The organism is Rhodococcus sp. 05-340-2, from assembly GCF_002258915.1.
GTDB lineage: Bacteria > Actinomycetota > Actinomycetes > Mycobacteriales > Mycobacteriaceae > Rhodococcoides.
Map to the genome: position 1 here is coordinate 192,650 of NZ_NOYU01000039.1, position 17,755 is coordinate 210,404.

A 17,755-nucleotide genomic window follows, 5' to 3' on the forward strand; every position below is an offset into this window, starting at 1 on the left:
CTCAATCGGATGCGACGGTTTGTGCCGTCGCACAATGTGGCTGTGGTGTGGCTTACACGGGTGAGGCTAGAGTTCTGCCATGACCGCGACCGAGTTCGATGTGCATCCGTCACCGACCGATCTGGCCGCGACGATGCTCGACGGCGTCGACGACCTGGCGACGGAACTGGTGCGACGGATCCTGGGGGCCGAGCACGCCTACCTCGAATCGACGCTGCTCACCACCGAGCAGCTCTACGAGGCGTCGCGGAGCAATCTGGCGTCGATGCTGGGCAAGCTGTCCGGTCGTGCTCCCATGCGACTCGAGTCGGCGCGGGACGCGGGCCGACTGAAAGCCGAGCAGGGGGTACCGCTGGCTGCCCTGCTGCATGCTTTCAGGCTGGGCGGCAGGTTGGTCTGGGACGAGTTGATGGAACGTTCGGACGGCCGGGCCAGTCATGCGCTGCTGGACATGGCCGCCCAGGTCTGGGCGCTGGTCGACGTGTACTCCGACGAGGCAGCGGAAGCCTATCGAGAGAGCGCGGACATGCGTGCCCGCGAGAGCGCCGAGGCCCGTGGCCGCCTCATCCGGGTGCTCTTCGCCGATCACGGCGCCAATCCGACTGCGGCCGCCGACGCGTTGCGAACGTTTCGCATTCCCGACCACGGCTACTTCGCGGTGGTCTCGCAGGAGCCGTTGACCGCAGCGGTGGGGATCGACAAGTTGATCTCTCGCCTCCGTACCGCGGGTGCCGAATCGGTATGGGACGCCGAGGTGGACGGTAGCGTCGGGCTGATCTGTGCCGCAACGGAATCGGAGATCGATTCGGCGTTGGTCACCCTCAGCGGGCTGTGTCCGGGACGGGTGGGGGTGAGTTCGGTCTTCCGGTCCCCGTCGGGTATCGGCGACGCCGTGGGCCAGGCCCGGCTGGCGAGGTCGTGCACCTCGAGCCAGGCCGCACCGTCCACACCGGTGCGCTACGACTCCGTGCCGGTACCGCTCCTGCTGGTCCGCGATCCGAAATCGGGCCGGATCGCCTCACGTCAGATACTCGGTGATCTGCTGGCGTTGCCGCGAGCCGAACGGCAGAGCCTGCTGGACACCCTGGACGCCTGGTTCTCGTGCGGCGGTTCCACCCGCGATGCCGCCGAATCGCTGCACTACCACCGCAATACGGTGTTGTATCGGCTGCGTCGAATTGCCGAGCTCACCGGTCGCGACTTCCGTGATCCGGTTCAGGCCGCGGAACTCTACGTCGGGCTCAGGGCGTATCAGCTCCTGACCTGAAGGGTCAGTGGCTGGCGAGGACGACGTCGAGGATTCCGGCTCCCAGCGGCACCGGTACGCAGGTCGGGGGACGAGCGTTCGCCGGGTCCAGAGCGTTGAGCGCCAGCCGCAGCGCGGTGGGATCGTAGGTGAACGTGAAGTGCGCTACCTCGGTATCGGGGCACACGTCCTGCACCACGATGTTGTGCGCTCCCGGATCCCGAAGCAGTGCATTGGTGTACGGCTGAATGACCTCGTCGACCCTGGTTGCGATGGACGTGTACTCCACCCCTGGCACGGTGTCGCCGCCTGCATTGAGTCGGTCGAGGAAGTCGGATCCGGCCATCAGTTGAGCCAGACCCGGGCCGAATTCGCTTGCCAGGACACCGGTTGCGCCCGGCACCGCCTGCACGACGGGTGACACTCCGTACATGGTGCCGCCGTAGGTCGGCGATGCAATCCCCACCCAGCGATCGACCACGTAGGCACCGCCGAGCCTGTTGACGAAGTACCGAGCGACCGCGGCACCTTGCGAGTAGCCGACCACGTCGACTGCGGCGGCGCCGGTCGCCTGGAGTATCGACAACGTCATCGCCTTCAGTTGTGCTGCACTGTCTTCGATGACGCCGTAGCCGTTGGATTTGCCGTCCGGTGACGTGCCGTAGTTGATGGCGAAGACGCAGAATCCGGCTGCTTTCAGAATCGGTGCGAAGCCGGCCCAGTCCGAGTACGCGGTGGCGTCGGTGCCGTGCACCAGGACGACGGGATTCGGGTGGGCTGCGGTGGGCTTGCAGCTCATGTCGTTGGCTCCGGGCGGGGCGGCGTCGCGATTCGATGCCGCGTAGCGAATGGCATCTGCGTGATCGGGTTGCTCGGGGGCCGCGGCGATGGGCATCACCGGCACTGCGTGTGCGGAGGGCGCGAGCAGTGCAGCGGCAGCTGCGATTACGAGGGTGATCAGACTCCGCCGTGGTCCGCGCATGGATCGACGATATTCCTCGAACTGTGGAATGTCCCTATGAAAAGAGGTCGGAGCTGATAAAAGTCACAAGAATTGTTCTGTCGTCGAATTCGTGCCGGATGCGCACACCGCTCGGGGCCCAGCAGTAGTGGCTGGGCCCCGAGCGGACAGCAGTTGCTGCTCTGCAGGTCAGAGGCGACTCACGCGCAACCAGTCGACACTCATCGTCTGCGGATACGGTGTGCTGTTCAATGTCTTGCCGACCCAGTTGTTGCCCACGGCGACGTTGAAGAGGATGTAATGCGGCCAGGAGCCCGAGAAGGCCTTCCAATTGCCGCCTTTTGCCTCGTACTGGGCCTGAGTCAGGGAGAACCGAGCGACTCCGTCGACGAACCAGGTGATGCTGTTCGGTAGCCAGTCGATTCGGTAGGTGTGGAACCCGTTGTCGACCGGATTCATGCTTCCGCCGGTCTTCACATCTTGATTGGAGTTCCACTTCGAAGGTCCGTGCAAATTGAATGAAGGTCCGTACAGTCCGGGAATTTCGACGATGTCGACTTCCCCTTGGCTGGGCCATGAATATTCGCCACCGGGTTGTAGGCCGAGGGTCCAGAATGCGGGCAACAGGCCTCGGGCGCTGGGCATCTTGATCGATGCTTCGATGCGTACCGGCGGCGTCACCGACTGCTTGCCCATGCTGACCACGCGGGCGCTGGTGAAGTTGTACGGTGCCCGCTTGCGGTCCGGTGGATTCTCCCGCCGCGCGGTGATGTTCAAGGAGCCGTTGAACTGGTTGGCGTTGTTCCAGGAATCCGTATAGTACTGCTGCTCACCGGAACTCGCGCCCCAGCGGCCGGTCTGAAAGCCCCACTTGGCGGGGTCGGGTCCGCCGTACCCGTTGAATTGATCTTCCCACAGAAGGGTTCCTGCTCCGCCTTGGGTTCTCGGGGGTGCGGCCAGTGACGGGGCTGCGGTCGCCGACGAGACGGCCACGGCCATCGTCGTCAAGGTGACCGCGACAATTGTTATTAGTGATCGCATGAGGGGGATTCCTGTCAGGTCATATGTCGGTGAACAAATGTCGACATTTGATTTCTAGCACGACAAAGTAGGCGGCAGAAGTTTCTTCTGGAATGCAGGAATTCTTGCGAATACAATGAATGAATTCACCAGTGCTACCGGTCGGAAGCAAGGGTACCGACCGATATTGGTCAGTGGTCGGTTTGTTTCAGGAGTGACCGCAGTGACTCGGCAGTGTCTGTGAGTTCAGCGATGCGTACGAGGCGGGAGCGACTACGAGGACCCGGGAGTGGAGCCTGCAGGAACGACTTGAGAGGGGCAGGAGTGGAGCCTGCAGGAACGACTCGAGGAGCAGGAGTGGAGCCGGTGACGGGAATCGAACCCGCCTCTCAACCTTGGGAAGGTCGCGTTCTACCAATGAACTACACCGGCGTGTGGTGTCGGCTCGAAGGTTACCAGGGCGTTCAGATGTCGATTCGCACGCCGTGCAGCAGGGTGAGGGCGTCGGGTGCTGCTACCGGCTTGGAGAACAGGTAGCCCTGTGCGCGGGTGCAGCCCAATTCGATCAGGGTGTTTCTGGCGCTCTGTGTTTCGACGCCTTCGGCGATGATGTTCAGTCCGAATGCGTCGGCGAGTCCGATGATGGACTGGACGATGGCCACGTCGCCGGTGTCTCTGGCACCGAGGTCGGTGACGAAGGCTCGGTCGATCTTGAGCGCATCGACGGGGAGTTCCTTGAGGTGCGACAGGGAGCTGTATCCGGTGCCGAAGTCGTCTATGGCCACTTGCACGCCGAGTTCGCGGAGCTCGCGGAGCGTCACGCGGGTACGGGAAAGGTCCTGTACCACTGCCACTTCGGTGATCTCGAGGCAGAGGTCGGGGCCGGCTATCGAGAACTCCGTGAGTGCTCTGGCGACGGCTCCGACGAATCCGTTGGTGACCAGCTGGACGGGGGATATGTTGACGCGCATGGCGATGTCGAGGTGGGGGATCTCGCGTTGCCAGTCGGCGAGGGTGCTGCAGGCGCGGTCGAGGACCCAGCGGCCGAGTTCACCGGCGAGGTTCGTCTCCTCGGCCACGGGGATGAATGCGGACGGGGGAAGCAGTCCGCGGGTGGGGTGTTGCCATCGGACCAGTGCTTCGACTGCGGTGATGCGTCCGGTGACGAGGTCCACTTCGGGCTGGAAGTGCAGGGTGAGCGAGTCGCCTGCGATGGCGTCGCGCAGATGGATCTCGACGTCGTTGCGGAGTTCGGCTTCGGCGTGCATCTCTTCGGTGAACAGGGCGATGTTGTGGCCGCCCGCGCGTTTGGCCACCAGGGCGGCCTGATCTGCTTGCCGCAGAAGCGACTCGGCGGTGTGCTTGCCCGGTTGGCCGAAGGCGATTCCGATGCTTGCGCTTCTGCTGATGCGTTCGACTCCGAGGGTGACGGGGGCGTTCATGGCGTCGGCGATCAACTCGGCGTGGTGTGTCGCGACGCGGGCCGAGCACGGGCCGGCCAGTACCACCAGGAACTCGTCGCCGCCCAGGCGTGCGGCGAGACCGACCGACTTGCCGACGAAGCTCTGCAGTCGATCGGCGATGGTCTCGAGGTAGTGGTCACCGGCGAGGTGGCCCAGAAAGTCGTTCAGTGCCTTGAGTCGATCGAGGTCGATGTGCATCACGGCGACGGGACCGGGCATGGACGGGTCGAGCCGTTCGCGGAGGTGTTGTGCGAGGGCGGTGCGGTTCGGCAGTTTGGTCAGTTGGTCGTGGAGCGCCGCGAAGCGAAGCCGTTCCTCGGCGATCACTCGCGCCTGTAGTTGAGAGAGCAGTGCCGCAATTGCTTTGAGCGCATTGAGTTCTGCCTCGGACCAACTTCGGTCGCCGATCTTGATGAAGCCGAGGATGCCGGTGGTGCGTCCGGAGTGCAGCAGCGGCACGACGGCCATCGAGGTCGCGGAGAATCCCGACCCCTCCTCGACGCGTCGGCGGTAGTCCTCCTGCTCCGGATCCGGCCGAAACACTGCCGGTTCGGTCAGTGTTTCGGCCAGACGGAATACCGAGTCTGCGTCGTCGAAGTAGACCACTGCCAGTGGATCCGGATCGGGCACGCTCAGTCGCGGTGGCCATTCCGCGCTGAGTCTGGTGGCCCTGGCCTCGAAATCGTTGTGTCGGAGGAAGCTGAAGTCGATGCCGAGGTAGTCCACGAGCTGCCGCAGTACGGAGTCGTACGCCTCGCGCACCGTCGCCGAATCGACACCCATGAGTTCGGTTGCGACGCCGGTGACGAGGACCTCGAGCGTCCGATTGTGCTCCAGGGCTCCACTCCCGCCTCTCGTGGACACAGTGCAGGACTGTTCCCCCTGGTCTCCGCCGAAACTCTACCCCGATACAGACGCTGAAACAGGAAGTCTGCGACTATGTATCGTGGTTTTCGGGGCGCAACTGAGCCGCAACACCAGCGCAACGGACTCGGTGGTTTCCATTTCAAGCAGCGTGCGGAACTCGAAACTCAACTGCTGCAGCGTTTCTGCATGGTGCGTCGACAGTTGTCGGTATTCCTCCTCGGTACGTGCGTAGAGGAACGCAGGGGAAACCGGTTGTACTGCCAATCCTTGCAAATGCGCAGTTACCCATACGTTCTCCATTGCAGATCCTCCTCTGATGTAATGTTCTGCGGTCGCTCCGGGTACGACGATCACTGCAAGTGCCGAACTGGACAGCACTCGATCGCGCATGTCGGTCCCCAGTGCAGCGCCGGCGTCCCAGTCGTGAACCAGCTCCATGACGTCCGGCCGCTTGACGATCTCGAGCTTGGACAGGTCTGCGTCGTCGATCCCCAGCGTCGAGACCTCGATTCCTCGATCGGGATCGAGATCTCCCGGCCAGCGCAACTCCGAGAACATGTCGCGGTGCAGGTGCGGTGTGAGATACCGGATTCGGTCCGCCGCGGCGAGGACATTCGCGGCCGCCGCAATGGATTCGGGTGCCGTCAGCAGCACTGCCCGTCCACCTTCTGCTGCTGCCGCAGCAGCGATGTCGGCGGCGATGTTCGCGTCCAGGGGTGCGCCGGTACCCATTTCCCGGTTGGTGCACCGCTCGAGAACCCCGTCGAGCAGGCGTCGATCCTCGACGGGTTGCGGGCCACCCGCACTCAGCGTGATCTCGACTCCGCGCTCGGTGACTTCGGTGCGGTCGAGTCTGCCCTGCGCGGAAGCCACCACTCGCGCGTTGAAGGCGGCCGCACCGACTGCCACGTAACTGCCGCGGAAGGCGATGTCGAGGGTCGAGGTTCGCGCACGATCGACCCCGATGCGCACGGTGCGTGCGTCGCGGGTGAACGTCCACGGCTGGCTGTTTCCACCGGACGGCGCTCGGCGGGCAGCGTCGAGAACGAGCGCGTCGGGATCGACGGACGTGCGGTGAGCGTCGACGGCGGTGTCGACCGAGGGTTGCTGCGCCCTACGCGTCGGGTTCGGGGCCGCGAGCGCGTCGAGATGGGTGTCGAGGTCGATGCGGATTCGTCCGGAGGGCAGGTTCGCTCCGGTGCCGAAGCGTCGAACGGCTGCGGCGATGGTGGCACCGCCGAGTTGGACGTCGCCGCCCAATTGCGGCCAGGTCTCTATCGTTTCGCTCACTTCCACCATCGAGGCTGCCATGCGGGCCGAGAGCAGCGAGGCGTCGAGCTGATCCAGGACGATCGGGATCTTGTCGCGGGTGCCCAGCCCTCGCAGGCTCGTGGAGTCGATCTCGCCGAGGACGCCGTGGAACACCGGGCGGTCGGGTTCGAGGTCGAAGCGTTCGACGTCGAGAAGTCCACGGTCGGAGGTCTCCATCAGTACGGGGATGCGTCGCGACCGGGCTGCCTCGCGGGCGCGGACCTTGACATCGAGGGAGTCGCATTCCTCGACGAGCAGGTCCAGTCCGTCGAAGAACTCGTCGATGGTGTTCTCGGTGATTCCGTCCTCGGCGATTTCGACGCGCAGATACGGGTCGATCTCGGCAATGCGGCGGGCTGCGACGACCGCCTTGTTGACGCCGAGATCGAGGATGGACGCCGGAATTCTATTGAGATTGGAAAGTTCGATCTCGTCGAAGTCGGCGAGGCGAAGCGTCCCGCAGATTCCTTCGAGTGCAAGGGTGTGGGCAATGGCGTGCCCGACGCTCAGGCCGATGATTCCTATCGTGAGATCTCCCAAGGAATTCTGTTCCGCCAGGGTTATCTTGTTCCTGTTTCTGGCCAGCCTCAGGTGTCGAAACGAGTTCGGTCCGAGTAGGGCGACGACCGTCTTTCGCCAAGGAAAGAAAACCCATCTGTCTCTTTCGTCGAGAATGCTCTGCTCAGGGCTGGGGAGCAATGAGTGCAGGCCTTTTCTCTGCGTCCGCCGCTCGTCCATGAATGTGAGGCTGGAATCTCGTCTGAGTTCGTCGAGGGCGGCTCGCTGTGTGGCGTCCGTCTCGTCGAATATCACAGGCTTCCAGTGGTTGCCGGCTGTGGTTCGATCGTTCATGATGCGACTGCTTCCTCGAGTGCGACGGCTGCGCGGCGGTGTGCGAGCAGGGTGACCGTGTTGTGCCGCATCCGGTGCCAGGTGGCCAGATCGGCATTGAATGCCAGTGTTGTTCTGTCCCACCAGAACACCTCGGTTCGATAGCGTTCGTCGGGGTAGGGAATCGGCGCGATCTGGGTGGCGATGACCGCTCCGGTGTCGAGCCAGGCCGTGCGGACGTGGGAGGCCGCGGTCGCCAGGGCATAGCGCGCGCCGAGAAGTGCAGTGCTGTACGCGGGTGATTCCGCGATCATCGCGGTGACGGCGCGGCCGTGGGGTGCGTGCTGAGCCACCCACGCTGACTTGAGTTCGACGACGCCGTGGCCGATGCGTTCGTCGAGCATGGTGTGTACGTGGCGTAGGCCGTCGGGATATGCGGCGAATTCGATCAGTGCGTGCGATTGATCGACCGAGGAATACGGCCCCTGCACCCGTACCCCGCCGACTATTTGTCCGGTTCGGTCGAGTGCGGCGAAGAACAGTGCTGTGGTGCCGCCGTCACGAATGGTCGACATTTCGAGTGCGGTTGTCACACCGTGTCGCAGATAGCTTTCCTCTGCGCCGTCCAGGAATTGTTCCCACAACTCCGGATTTTCGGTGGGAGTGGTGGCCAGAACGTGGCATTGGGATCGGTGATCCCAATACGAGGGGACGTCGAACAGAATTGTCATTTCAGTCTTCCTGATAGGAGTTTCTCGAATGCGAATGGTGGTGCCGTTCGATTGTCCGGCTTTTCCTTTGCGGAGCTATGCGTTGTGATCGGGGCTCGGGTGTGTCGCGGTGGGCCGCCCAGGACCAGTAGCCTGCAGAGGTGCTGCTCTCCGACCGTGACATCCGTGCCGAAGTGACTCTGGGAAACCTGGCGATCGAACCGTTCGACCCGTCGATGGTTCAGCCGTCGAGTGTCGATGTGCGACTCGACAAGCTTTTCCGGGTGTTCAACAACACCCGCTATACCCACATCGATCCGTCGCTACAGCAGGACGAGTTGACGACTCTGGTCGAACCTGCGGCAGGTGAGCCGTTCGTACTCCATCCGGGTGAGTTCGTTCTCGGCTCCACCCTGGAATTGACGACGCTGCCGGACTACCTGGCCGGTCGGCTCGAGGGGAAGAGCTCGCTCGGACGGCTGGGTCTGCTCACGCACTCGACTGCAGGCTTCATCGATCCGGGCTTCAGTGGCCACATCACGCTGGAGCTGTCCAACGTCGCCAACCTCCCGATCACGTTGTGGCCGGGCATGAAGATCGGGCAGCTGTGTCTGTTCCGGCTGTCGTCGCCGTCCGAGAATCCGTACGGCAGCGCCGCGGTCGGGTCGAAGTATCAGGGCCAGCGCGGGCCGACGCCTTCGAAGGCCTACCTGAATTTCGTTCGGTCGAGCGTCGAGTAAACGATCGAACGGTTTGTTTCCTCGCGGTAAAACATGGCGAATGTCCGGTTGTAGCGGTACTCTGGTGAGCTGACGTGGGTTGGGGCCTACCAGAGCGAGGTTTCTAGTGTCCGCGGTTCCCGATGTGTCCGTACTCGGCGCTTCGTTGGGGTCGAGTGGTCTCCGCAGCGTGCTCAGCGACAACGCTCACCCCGGTGCCGTCCTGGAAGTGCACGAGCCCGTCGCCACCCGGCCCGCACCCAACGGTCTCGCCCCCGATCCGTGGGATGCCGTCATCTCATCGGTACACAATCTGGCGACCGAGTACGCGTCCGCGGACTTCTATCCGGTGCTCGCACTGCGCGAAAGTGATCCCAGAACGGCCTACGACCAGGACTTCTCCGACGGCGTTGTGCTCGTGTCCGAACTCGGTGCCCAGTTGGGTGCGTTGCGTGAGACGCGTGTGCTGGCAGGCGAGCGCTGCGTCGCTCTGTTCGACGTCGGCGCATCCGGTACCTCGGTCTCCGTCGTGGACCTGGACAGCGGCCATGTTCTCGCGTCGCGTCGAACTGACGCTCTCGGTGGTGACGACTGTGATCGGGTGCTGAGCGAACACCTCATCGCGACGTTCGGCGCGGCCGAGGCACTGACGGTCGAGGCTCGCAGGCGACTCGTTCACGATGTCCGCGACGGGAAACACGAACTGGCTCTGCTGCGCAGCGTGTCCATCGCCGGACCGTTCGTCGGCGGACGCGCATCGCTGTGGCGCGGCAATCTGGACGAGCTCATCGGCGATGCCGTGCACCGAGCCGTCTCGATGGCCGTCGACGTGCTCGACGCGGTCGGCGCGCAGGGCGTTCACGTCGACGCCATCGTCGCCGTCGGCGGTGGTGCCAACATGCAGATAATTCGGCAGGTCCTGTTCGACGCGGTGTCGATGCCGGTCTATGTGCCCGAACAGCCCGAACTGCTGGCGGCGCACGGCGCTGCCGGGATCGCTCGGACTGTGGGTCTGCGTCCCGCGCCTGCACCACCCGAGGTGTTCACCGATCGGTTCGCTGCCGTGGATCGGGAGTCCGCAGACCTACAGGTGGCTGCGGTCGCCCCGGTGGTTTCCAAGCGCCCGCGACACAGCGACACCTCCTCCAAGCGAATGACCAGGGTAAACAAGGCTCGGCATCTCGGTGGCGCGCTCGCGGCGCTCGTCGCTGTGTGTGCAGCCGGCACCGTGGTCACGGCGGCTGCGCGAACCGGCGGCGACGATCCGGCACCGGCGGTGAACATATCGCAGGATTCCTCGCAGACCGCTCGGTCGCAGTCCGTGGTGCCTGCCGCAGACGGATCACCCGCCGCGCCTGCTGGGTCGTCGGTGCCGCTCGCGACCACGACGGCGCAGACGTCCACTCCGGTTGCCGCGCCGGCACCGTCGTCCTCGCCCGAGGCCCCGACCACGACGGACGCTCAGAGCGCCACGGCCACGCGGCGCACCGTGGCCACGACGAGTTCCCCGTCCGACATCGCGGAGACGACGGCGCCCGACAGGCCGACCGTCGATCGACCGACCGTGGTGCCGACGGCGGTCCCACCTGCCGCTACGACTCGTCCGACCACAACGAAGCCCACCGCCACGACGACGCATCCGACGACCACCACGCGGGCGACTCGAACGTTCGATTTTCCGTTCCCGGACTTCGACTTTCCGCGTCGCTGACCGGTCTGCGCTTTCCGGCTCCGCCGGCCCCGGTACTCGAGGCAGGATGAGCGGTATGGAGTCGATTCAGACCGAGCGCGAAGACAAGTTCGACGTCGACGCAGAGTTCCAGTTGCCCACTCTCGCTTCGCTGGTGCCCACCGGCGGCGCACTGGAAGCGAGCGAGACCGACCTGAGCAGTGAGTACTTCGATACTGTCGGCCACGATCTGTTGCGACGCGGAATCACGGTGCGGCGTCGTACCGGCGATTCCGACAACGGCTGGCATGCGAAGGTCCCGGCGGAGAAGGCGCGGACCGAGATTCGGCTCCCTCTGGGCAACGGTGCGCACAATGCGGTGCCGGACGAGCTGAACGATGTCCTGCGCGGTGCGGTGATGGGCGGCGAGTTGTCCGCGGTTGCGACTCTGACGACGCGTCGAACGATTCACACCGTGTCCGACGCCGACGGGGCAGTGGTTGCGGAGATCGCGGACGACGAGGTCTCTGTCGTTCTGATCGGCGGCGCGACCGGTCCGCGGTGGCGGGAGGTCGAGGTGGAACTCGGACCCGCAGGCTCGGAGTCGTTTCTGAAGAAGGCGGGCAAGGTATTGCGCGCTGCCGGTGCTCGGCCGTCGGCGCATCCGTCGAAGTTGGATCGGGCGCTGTCGGTGGTGCGCCAGGTTCCCGCCGAACCCGGGGCAGCCCTGCTCGCGGACTATCTCGATGCACAGGCACAGGCGATCGTCGCAGGCGATGTCTACCTGCGCCGAGGGCTGGATCCGATTCATTCCACGCGGGTGGCGATTCGGCGATACCGCAGTACCCTCCGCGTGTTCGGGAGTCTGTTCGAGGACGAGCCCGCCGCGCACTTGGAGGCCGAACTATCCTGGTATGCAAGCATTCTCGGTGAGGTACGAGATCGTCAGGTGCAGCGTGCTCGGTTCGCCGCTGCGTTGCGCGAACTGCCGCCCGAACTGGTGCTCGGGCCGGTCGCGTCGCGCATCGAGAACGATCTGTTGGCCGAGCAGATTCGATACCGCGAGGCGGCGATGACCGAACTCGACGGAGAGCGTTACCGCGCGCTGCTCACGACGCTGTCCGAGTGGTCGCGCGGGCTACCGATCGACTGCGAGGTCACCGATCGCGTGTTGGTCAAGCTTGCACGTAAGGCAGGGAAGAAAGCGATCGATCGCACGAAGAGTGCCGTGCGCGGCACCGACGACGAGGCTTTGCATCGCGCACGGAAGGCATCGAAACGTGCACGGTATGCGGCCGAGCTGGTGGCACCGGTGACGGACAAGAAGGTGTCGAAAGCGAACATCAAGCACTTCAAGACAATTCAGGAGGTGCTGGGAGAGCATCAGGACGCGGTGATCGCGGCGGACATTCTGCGGACTCTCGGCGCGCGGGCAGGGACGACGGCGGGGGAGAACGGTTTCACCTTCGGCCTGCTCTTCGAGCGCGAGCGCCGCGCCGCCGAGATGGCCCGGGACGAGGCCGGCAGATTGGAGTTCTGATCGCGGAAAGCGGTATATTTCCCCGATTCGAGGCTCGAAGAGTACTCTGAGTCGGAATCGAGTTCGGGGGAGTCGACGATCATGGCCATTGCACTCGGAGTGCACGTCGGTGTCGAAGAAGTGTCCGCTTCGCTGGTAGAGGCCGATCTGCCCGAACTCGGGCCCATTTCCACTCGCACCGTCTCCGTTTCCTCGGTTCCCGGGGGTGTCGGTGACGCGGTCACGACGATGCTCGGAATCATGAGGGTGCAGGCGGCCCAGAACGACCTGCTGATCAGCGGTTCCGGGGTGGTCTGCGACAGCATCGCGCTCTGTGGGACCGTTCGCGCTGCTCTGGCCGCCCACGATGTTCGTGACGTCGGGGTAGTCGATGCCGGAGATCCGCGGTTGAACTCCGCGGTTCCGTTGGGAATTGCTGCGGCACTGATCGGAGCCAAGGCCGCCCTCGCCGAGCCTGTGTCCGTCTCTGCTGCGACGGGTGACGAGGGCCGGAGTGGCTCTCCCGGCGACGGGACGGGCACGCCACGCAGCGCGCGGCTGACGATGATCGGATTGGGCGTTGCGGTTCTCGCGGCACTGAGCGGAGCCACGGTGTGGGCACTGGCGGCGGGCGACCCGACACAGAATCCCGTGGTCGACACCGCCAAGATGCCGTCGAGCGAAGACGGCGGAGCCGTGTCGACGTCGGTGGCGGTCATTGCCGATTCGGCGGTCCCGCCTACTGCCCCGTCTGCTGTTCCGCCCGTCGAGGCTGGGCTGTTCGAAGCCCCGGTGTACGGGCCGATTTCAATCGTCGACTGGAGTGACGCAGTCCTCGGGGGTTCGGTCCCCACTCCGAACGGCGAGGTGTCGTCGGGTGGCGGCAACTCCCGTGCCGTCGATTCGGGTGGCGGCAGACCCGGCGTGGTCACCGGCGGAGGCGGCAACGCCGGCAGTGGCGACTCTGACGGCGCTTCGGGTGGTGGCCACTCGGGCGGCGGTCAACCGGGTGGCGGGAATTCTGGCGGTGGCGGCTCGGGTGGAGGGGAAACTCCGACCGTCGATCCCGAGCCGGAACCCGACACCGAGGTGCCGCCCACCGAGCCGTCCGAGCCGACCACCGAGGTTCCGGAGACCACCGAGCCCACCACCGATGCAGCACCGTCTGCGGATCCGGTCGAATGACGTTCGAGTCGTTGATTGCATTGTGAGCGAGCGGTTTTGATACTTGGACAAGTCCTTCGCGTGACGGGTGTGTGAATTCGACTCCGACACCTGAACTTCTGCTCACGCCTCGCTACCATCGGGTGATCGACCAGTAGACGGTGAGTATCCGATGACCGATCATTCCGCAGCAGGACCGGTGACCCGCACAACCATCGACAGGGCAGTGGGTGTTCTCATCGCGCTGCGTGGCTGCAGTCCGGAGGATGCGTTCGCCGAATTGGCGGCGCACAGCTTCCGTTTCGACGTCTCGCTCGTGCAGTCCGCTCGTTCCATCGTCGCGGCCGCGCGTGGGATGGACTCGGACAACGGTGTCGACTGTGCGGCGATGATGTCGGCGCAGGAGGAATGGGGCCCGCTGCTGGCGGACCGTCGAGATCCTTTCGATCACGTCGCCTGAGATCGGACGACTCGCATCCTGCTGCTTGTTATATCTCCCAAAACAAACCGAAAGTTCATTGAAATACCGATATTGCTGTCCAGACGGCGGTTCGGCGGTTACTATCGGCAGGTCGGAGTAGCCAGTCGAGTCGAGGAATCATGAGAACAGTCCTTGGTGTTTCGGTGGGTTCTGCCACTGCCCGAGGGGTCGCAGTCGATGCGATCGACGAGTCGGTGCGGTCGGCCCACATCGTCCACTCGTTCGATCCTGACGACCACCTTCAGGTCGCCCTCGACTTGCTGGACTCCATGTCGCGAGACCAGATGGTCGACAGAACCGACATCGTCTTGGCCGTGCCGGACGATCCCGGTGCTCGCGCGCGTACGTCCGCCTACTCCACGTACGAGGCCGATCGCCTACTGGTCGCGTCCGAACTCGGTGCTCAGCTGCGGTATCTGCAGGGCACGGGCCAGCTCGAGGGTGCTCGAACCGTTGCGATCTGTGACGTCGGCGCATCCGGCACCACGGTGTCCGTCGCAGACCCGGCCACCGGTGAGGTCTTCGGTTCGGTGCGCACCACACTGTTCGGAGGGAACAGCTGCGACGAGCAGGTCGCGCGCTACCTGCTCTCGACGTACGGAGCAGACGAGTTGGCGTCCGATCGCGCCCGAGCAGAATTGACGGTGTCGATCCGCACGGCACGCGAGCAGCTTTCCCGGCTGCGGGTGGCGGAGGTTGCCGGACCCTTCGTCGGTGGTCCGGTCAGATTGTGGCGCAACACCTTCGACGATGTGCTCGAGCGCAGCATTCGTTCGTTGGAGGACTGGGTGGCCAGTGTCATCGTCGACGCGCCCTGCGCTGTGAATGCCCTGGTGATGGTCGGTGGCTGCGCCAATATCCCGACGCTTCGGCGCCTGTTTCGTCGCGATCTGATGCTGCCGGTCGTCGCGCCTGCCAATCCGGAGTCCCTCACCGCGCACGGTGCGGCTCTGATGGCAGTCGACGCGGTCGCATCGCGTCGGCATCACCCGCGTGGTGCCACGATCGCCAACGTTGTGCCGTCGCAACACGCCTCGATGGTGGGCATGGTGGGCTACCACGACTCCCCGCGACACCGCTCGGCTTGAACCCGCCGGCCTGGCCAACGAACGCCGTTGTTGGGTAGGTTGCTCCAGTAATGGTGAACAGTGGGGTACGAGACGGTGGGACAACAGTGGCAGAGCAGGTAGCGGAGTCCGGTGCGGCAGCAACCGACGGGGAAGCATTCGATCCGGCAGAACATGCTCGGAGCATGGTCGGTTATCACTACCGCACCGAGGACTACTACGAGGTAGGCCGCGAGAAGGTCCGTGAGTACGCCCGCGCCGTCCAGGACTTCCACCCCGCCCACTGGGACGGCGACGCCGCGGCCGCGCTGGGTCACAGTGCCCTCGTCGCACCTCTGACGTTCATGTCGCTGGTCGGCACCCTCGCGCAGAAGAAGCTTCTCCAGTCCATCGCCGAGGGCTACGACCTGAGCCAGATTCTGCAGACCGATCAGGTGCTGGTGTTCCAGAAGCCGATCCTCGCCGGCGATCAGCTGACGTGCGACGTCTCGCTCGATTCGTTCAAGACGGTCATGGGTCGCGACATGATGGTCACCAAGAACATCGTGTCCAATCAGAAGAACGAACTGGTGCAGACCACGTACACCACGCTCCTCGTCGGTCGGTCCGGCGAGATCGATCCGGCCATCGCCGAGTCTGCGAAGAACTTGGTCATGTTCGGTGCGACGACGGACGTCGGCGGTGCCGATTCCGGTGAGGGCGACACACTGTCCACTCCGCAGCAACACGAACCGCTGATCATCGAGGAGTACCGGGGACGGCCGACCCAGAAGTTCGACGATGTGAACGTCGGAGACGAACTGCCGTCACGCACGGTGCGCCTGACCCGCGGTGACCTGGTCAACTACGCAGGCGTTGCCGGCGACGCGAACCCGATTCACTGGAGCGAGCAGTTCGCCAAGCTGATCGATCTCGAGAATGTGCTGGCCCACGGGATGCTCACGATGGGCGTCGGCGGCGGCTACGTCACCGAGTGGCTCGGCGACCCGGGCGCTGTGAAGGACTACACCGTCCGCTTCACCACCCCTATCCCGGTCGACACCCACAAGGCCGCCGAAATCGTCTTCACCGGCAAGATCAAGTCCAAGGACGAAGCGACACGCACTGCAGTGATCTCACTGGGCGCGACATTCGAGGGCAAGCGAATCTTCGGTCACCGCGCTACGGCAACCGTGCAATTGGGCTGAGTGCCCGCGGCAGTGGTGTCCTGTCCGGGGATCGGCTCCTCAGTTTTGGATTCCTGACTCCGATCGGCGTCGGGAATCCAAAACCGGGGAGCTGATGTGCAGGGGTATCGGTTGACGTGCGCCGACCGCTGAACGTCCTCACCGTCGGCGTCGGTCGGCTGCATATTGGATTCCGGCGAACATGGCACCGATCACGATCGACGCTGTCAGGCATTCGATCAGGAATACGAGACTCGACTCGCGGAACAGCGGCGACTCCGACATCTGCGCGGCCATCGAGTCGGGATCGACCATCACGATGCCCAGAGTCGGGGGCGGGCTGACGGTGGCGACGGCCCACAAGGAAACCCCGAGAAGCACCGACGTCGGCAGTGGCCACCAGAACAGCGGCTTCCGAGACCCTCGAATCCATGCTGTCGCTGCAACCGCGCACAGTGTCAGTGCACTGATGACGAGCGACGACGGAAACCACGGCGGACCCTGTTCGGTGAACAGTGGGCATAGCCGAGGATCGATATGCTTCCGGACTCACCGGAGGTAGCTGCCGGGTCGAAGGCCGCAAGGGGCGCGGCGAAGTGCCACAGGAGTGCCAGCGCTGCGGATAGGGCCAGGCCGAAAGCTATCGCGATCCAGCGCATCAGGGCTGTCTGCTCAGTGGCGGCTCACTCGATCCGGGCCAAACGACGGCCTGGGCCACAACTACTCCTCGATCGCCGTGGGTCAGAGCGGGGCCACCGTGGAGTTCGTAACCGAGGTTCAGCGCGTCGCTGACGCGGTAGCAGAATGCTGCGTCGTCAGGGCCGGTCAGGACTCGATATCGCGGCAATCGATCGGTCATGCGTCGAATTCTCGCACAGCCTCGTGTTGGGCGATGCGCACTCGCAACTCGTTCATCGGCACTTCCGAGCCACTGTCGTCGGTGATGCGGACGTGAACTGACTTTCCCTGCGTATCAACCACATTCAACGGTCCATCGTCGTCCTGTAGATACTCGTCGCCCCATTGCATGAGGCCAAGTACGACGGGGAGAAGGTCTTCTCCCATCGTCGTCAGGACGTACTCGTAGCGCGTTCGCCCTTTGTCGGGGCGGTAGGGCTGTTTGACGAAGATGCCCGCGTCGACGAGTTCTTTGAGACGGGCTGCGCTGCTGGCGTCGGTGATGCCCACGCGTCTGCTGAAATCGTCGAACCGCGTCGTGCCGTAGAACGCCTCGCGCAGGATCAACATGGTCGATCGGGTTCCGACCACCGACAGAGCGCGTGCGATGGAGCAGTGATCTCCGGCCGTCCAGGCGGCGAGGTCGGACAGCGGGCCGTCCATGTTGAGGGGCATGCCACGATACTACTGACTTTATAAAACTATAGCTAGCTCGTACGGTGGTGCTAGCGATCCGATAGGAACGGATCGATCGGACATGCTGACCGCCGTCATCCCGGCCACGAAGAAGGTGCGCTCGAGAGCGGGGTTGACGATGAACGACATCGACCTGTTCGAGGTGAGCGAATCTTCGGCCACCGCGCCACGGCAACAGTGCAATTGG

16 protein-coding genes and 1 tRNA gene are annotated in these 17,755 nt (G+C 64.2%); 8 read left to right on the forward strand and 9 right to left on the reverse strand.

Annotation, left to right across the window (positions count from 1 at the left end):
• Nucleotides 1-79: 79 nt before the first annotated feature.
• A complete protein-coding gene (locus CH271_RS24550; RefSeq protein ID WP_094635248.1) occupies nucleotides 80-1,267 on the forward strand; it encodes a PucR family transcriptional regulator in 1,188 nt (395 codons plus the stop codon).
• A 4-nt stretch (nucleotides 1,268-1,271) separates the two neighbouring features.
• Here the strand turns inward: CH271_RS24550 and CH271_RS24555 are convergent, their stop codons facing one another.
• From CH271_RS24555 to CH271_RS24580, 6 genes are all read right to left on the reverse strand, one after another.
• Nucleotides 1,272-2,228 carry an esterase/lipase family protein gene (locus CH271_RS24555; RefSeq protein WP_094635249.1) on the reverse strand — a complete coding sequence of 319 codons (957 nt, stop codon included), beginning with the start codon at nucleotides 2,226-2,228 and terminating at the stop codon, nucleotides 1,272-1,274.
• 168 nt (nucleotides 2,229-2,396) lie between these two features.
• Complete coding sequence (locus CH271_RS24560; RefSeq protein ID WP_256986537.1) at nucleotides 2,397-3,248, reverse strand: glycoside hydrolase family 16 protein; 852 nt, start codon at nucleotides 3,246-3,248, stop codon at nucleotides 2,397-2,399.
• A gap of 337 nt (nucleotides 3,249-3,585) precedes the next feature.
• A tRNA-Gly gene (locus CH271_RS24565) sits at nucleotides 3,586-3,659 on the reverse strand.
• Nucleotides 3,660-3,691: 32 nt separating this feature from the next.
• Nucleotides 3,692-5,554 (reverse strand): putative bifunctional diguanylate cyclase/phosphodiesterase, encoded by a 1,863-nt coding sequence (locus CH271_RS24570; protein ID WP_256986539.1) that lies wholly within the window; start codon nucleotides 5,552-5,554, stop codon nucleotides 3,692-3,694.
• Nucleotides 5,555-5,590: 36 nt separating this feature from the next.
• The gene (locus tag CH271_RS24575; RefSeq protein WP_094635251.1) at nucleotides 5,591-7,720 is read right to left on the reverse strand and encodes an Rv1355c family protein; all 2,130 of its coding nucleotides are present in this window, start codon (nucleotides 7,718-7,720) and stop codon (nucleotides 5,591-5,593) included.
• The gene (locus tag CH271_RS24580) at nucleotides 7,717-8,430 is read right to left on the reverse strand and encodes a hypothetical protein (protein ID WP_094635252.1); all 714 of its coding nucleotides are present in this window, start codon (nucleotides 8,428-8,430) and stop codon (nucleotides 7,717-7,719) included. Before CH271_RS24580 ends, CH271_RS24575 begins: the two co-directional genes overlap by 4 nt.
• Nucleotides 8,431-8,570: 140 nt before the next feature.
• Here CH271_RS24580 and dcd point away from each other — a divergent pair, with 140 nt between their 5' ends.
• The 7 genes from dcd to CH271_RS24615 all read left to right on the forward strand — a co-directional run bounded on the left by dcd (nucleotide 8,571) and on the right by CH271_RS24615 (nucleotide 16,215).
• Nucleotides 8,571-9,149: a dCTP deaminase gene (gene dcd / locus CH271_RS24585; RefSeq protein WP_032396620.1), complete on the forward strand. Its 579-nt coding sequence runs from the start codon at nucleotides 8,571-8,573 to the stop codon at nucleotides 9,147-9,149.
• Between the two features lie 169 nt (nucleotides 9,150-9,318).
• Complete coding sequence (locus CH271_RS24590; protein WP_179274713.1) at nucleotides 9,319-10,839, forward strand: Hsp70 family protein; 1,521 nt, start codon at nucleotides 9,319-9,321, stop codon at nucleotides 10,837-10,839.
• 55 nt (nucleotides 10,840-10,894) lie between these two features.
• Nucleotides 10,895-12,337, forward strand: coding sequence for a CYTH and CHAD domain-containing protein (locus CH271_RS24595; protein ID WP_094635254.1), 1,443 nt, complete (start codon nucleotides 10,895-10,897; stop codon nucleotides 12,335-12,337).
• 81 nt (nucleotides 12,338-12,418) lie between these two features.
• Nucleotides 12,419-13,501 (forward strand): hypothetical protein, encoded by a 1,083-nt coding sequence (locus CH271_RS24600; protein WP_094635255.1) that lies wholly within the window; start codon nucleotides 12,419-12,421, stop codon nucleotides 13,499-13,501.
• Between the two features lie 151 nt (nucleotides 13,502-13,652).
• Nucleotides 13,653-13,940 carry an ANTAR domain-containing protein gene (locus tag CH271_RS24605; protein ID WP_037195863.1) on the forward strand — a complete coding sequence of 96 codons (288 nt, stop codon included), beginning with the start codon at nucleotides 13,653-13,655 and terminating at the stop codon, nucleotides 13,938-13,940.
• A 140-nt stretch (nucleotides 13,941-14,080) separates the two neighbouring features.
• The gene (locus CH271_RS24610; protein WP_256986540.1) at nucleotides 14,081-15,049 is read left to right on the forward strand and encodes an Hsp70 family protein; all 969 of its coding nucleotides are present in this window, start codon (nucleotides 14,081-14,083) and stop codon (nucleotides 15,047-15,049) included.
• A 50-nt stretch (nucleotides 15,050-15,099) separates the two neighbouring features.
• A complete protein-coding gene (locus CH271_RS24615) occupies nucleotides 15,100-16,215 on the forward strand; it encodes a fused (3R)-hydroxyacyl-ACP dehydratase subunits HadA/HadB (RefSeq protein ID WP_037195858.1) in 1,116 nt (371 codons plus the stop codon).
• Nucleotides 16,216-16,353: 138 nt separating this feature from the next.
• On the opposite strand, the gene CH271_RS24620 is transcribed toward CH271_RS24615, so the two are convergent.
• From CH271_RS24620 to CH271_RS24630, 3 genes are all read right to left on the reverse strand, one after another.
• On the reverse strand, nucleotides 16,354-16,575 hold the full coding sequence (locus CH271_RS24620) for a hypothetical protein (protein WP_094635257.1): 222 nt from the start codon (nucleotides 16,573-16,575) through the stop codon (nucleotides 16,354-16,356).
• 277 nt (nucleotides 16,576-16,852) lie between these two features.
• Nucleotides 16,853-17,053 carry a DUF1737 domain-containing protein gene (locus CH271_RS24625; protein ID WP_094635258.1) on the reverse strand — a complete coding sequence of 67 codons (201 nt, stop codon included), beginning with the start codon at nucleotides 17,051-17,053 and terminating at the stop codon, nucleotides 16,853-16,855.
• Nucleotides 17,050-17,547, reverse strand: a complete 498-nt coding sequence (locus CH271_RS24630; protein ID WP_094635259.1) for a winged helix-turn-helix transcriptional regulator — start codon at nucleotides 17,545-17,547, stop codon at nucleotides 17,050-17,052. Before CH271_RS24630 ends, CH271_RS24625 begins: the two co-directional genes overlap by 4 nt.
• Between the last annotated feature and the right edge of the window lie 208 nt (nucleotides 17,548-17,755).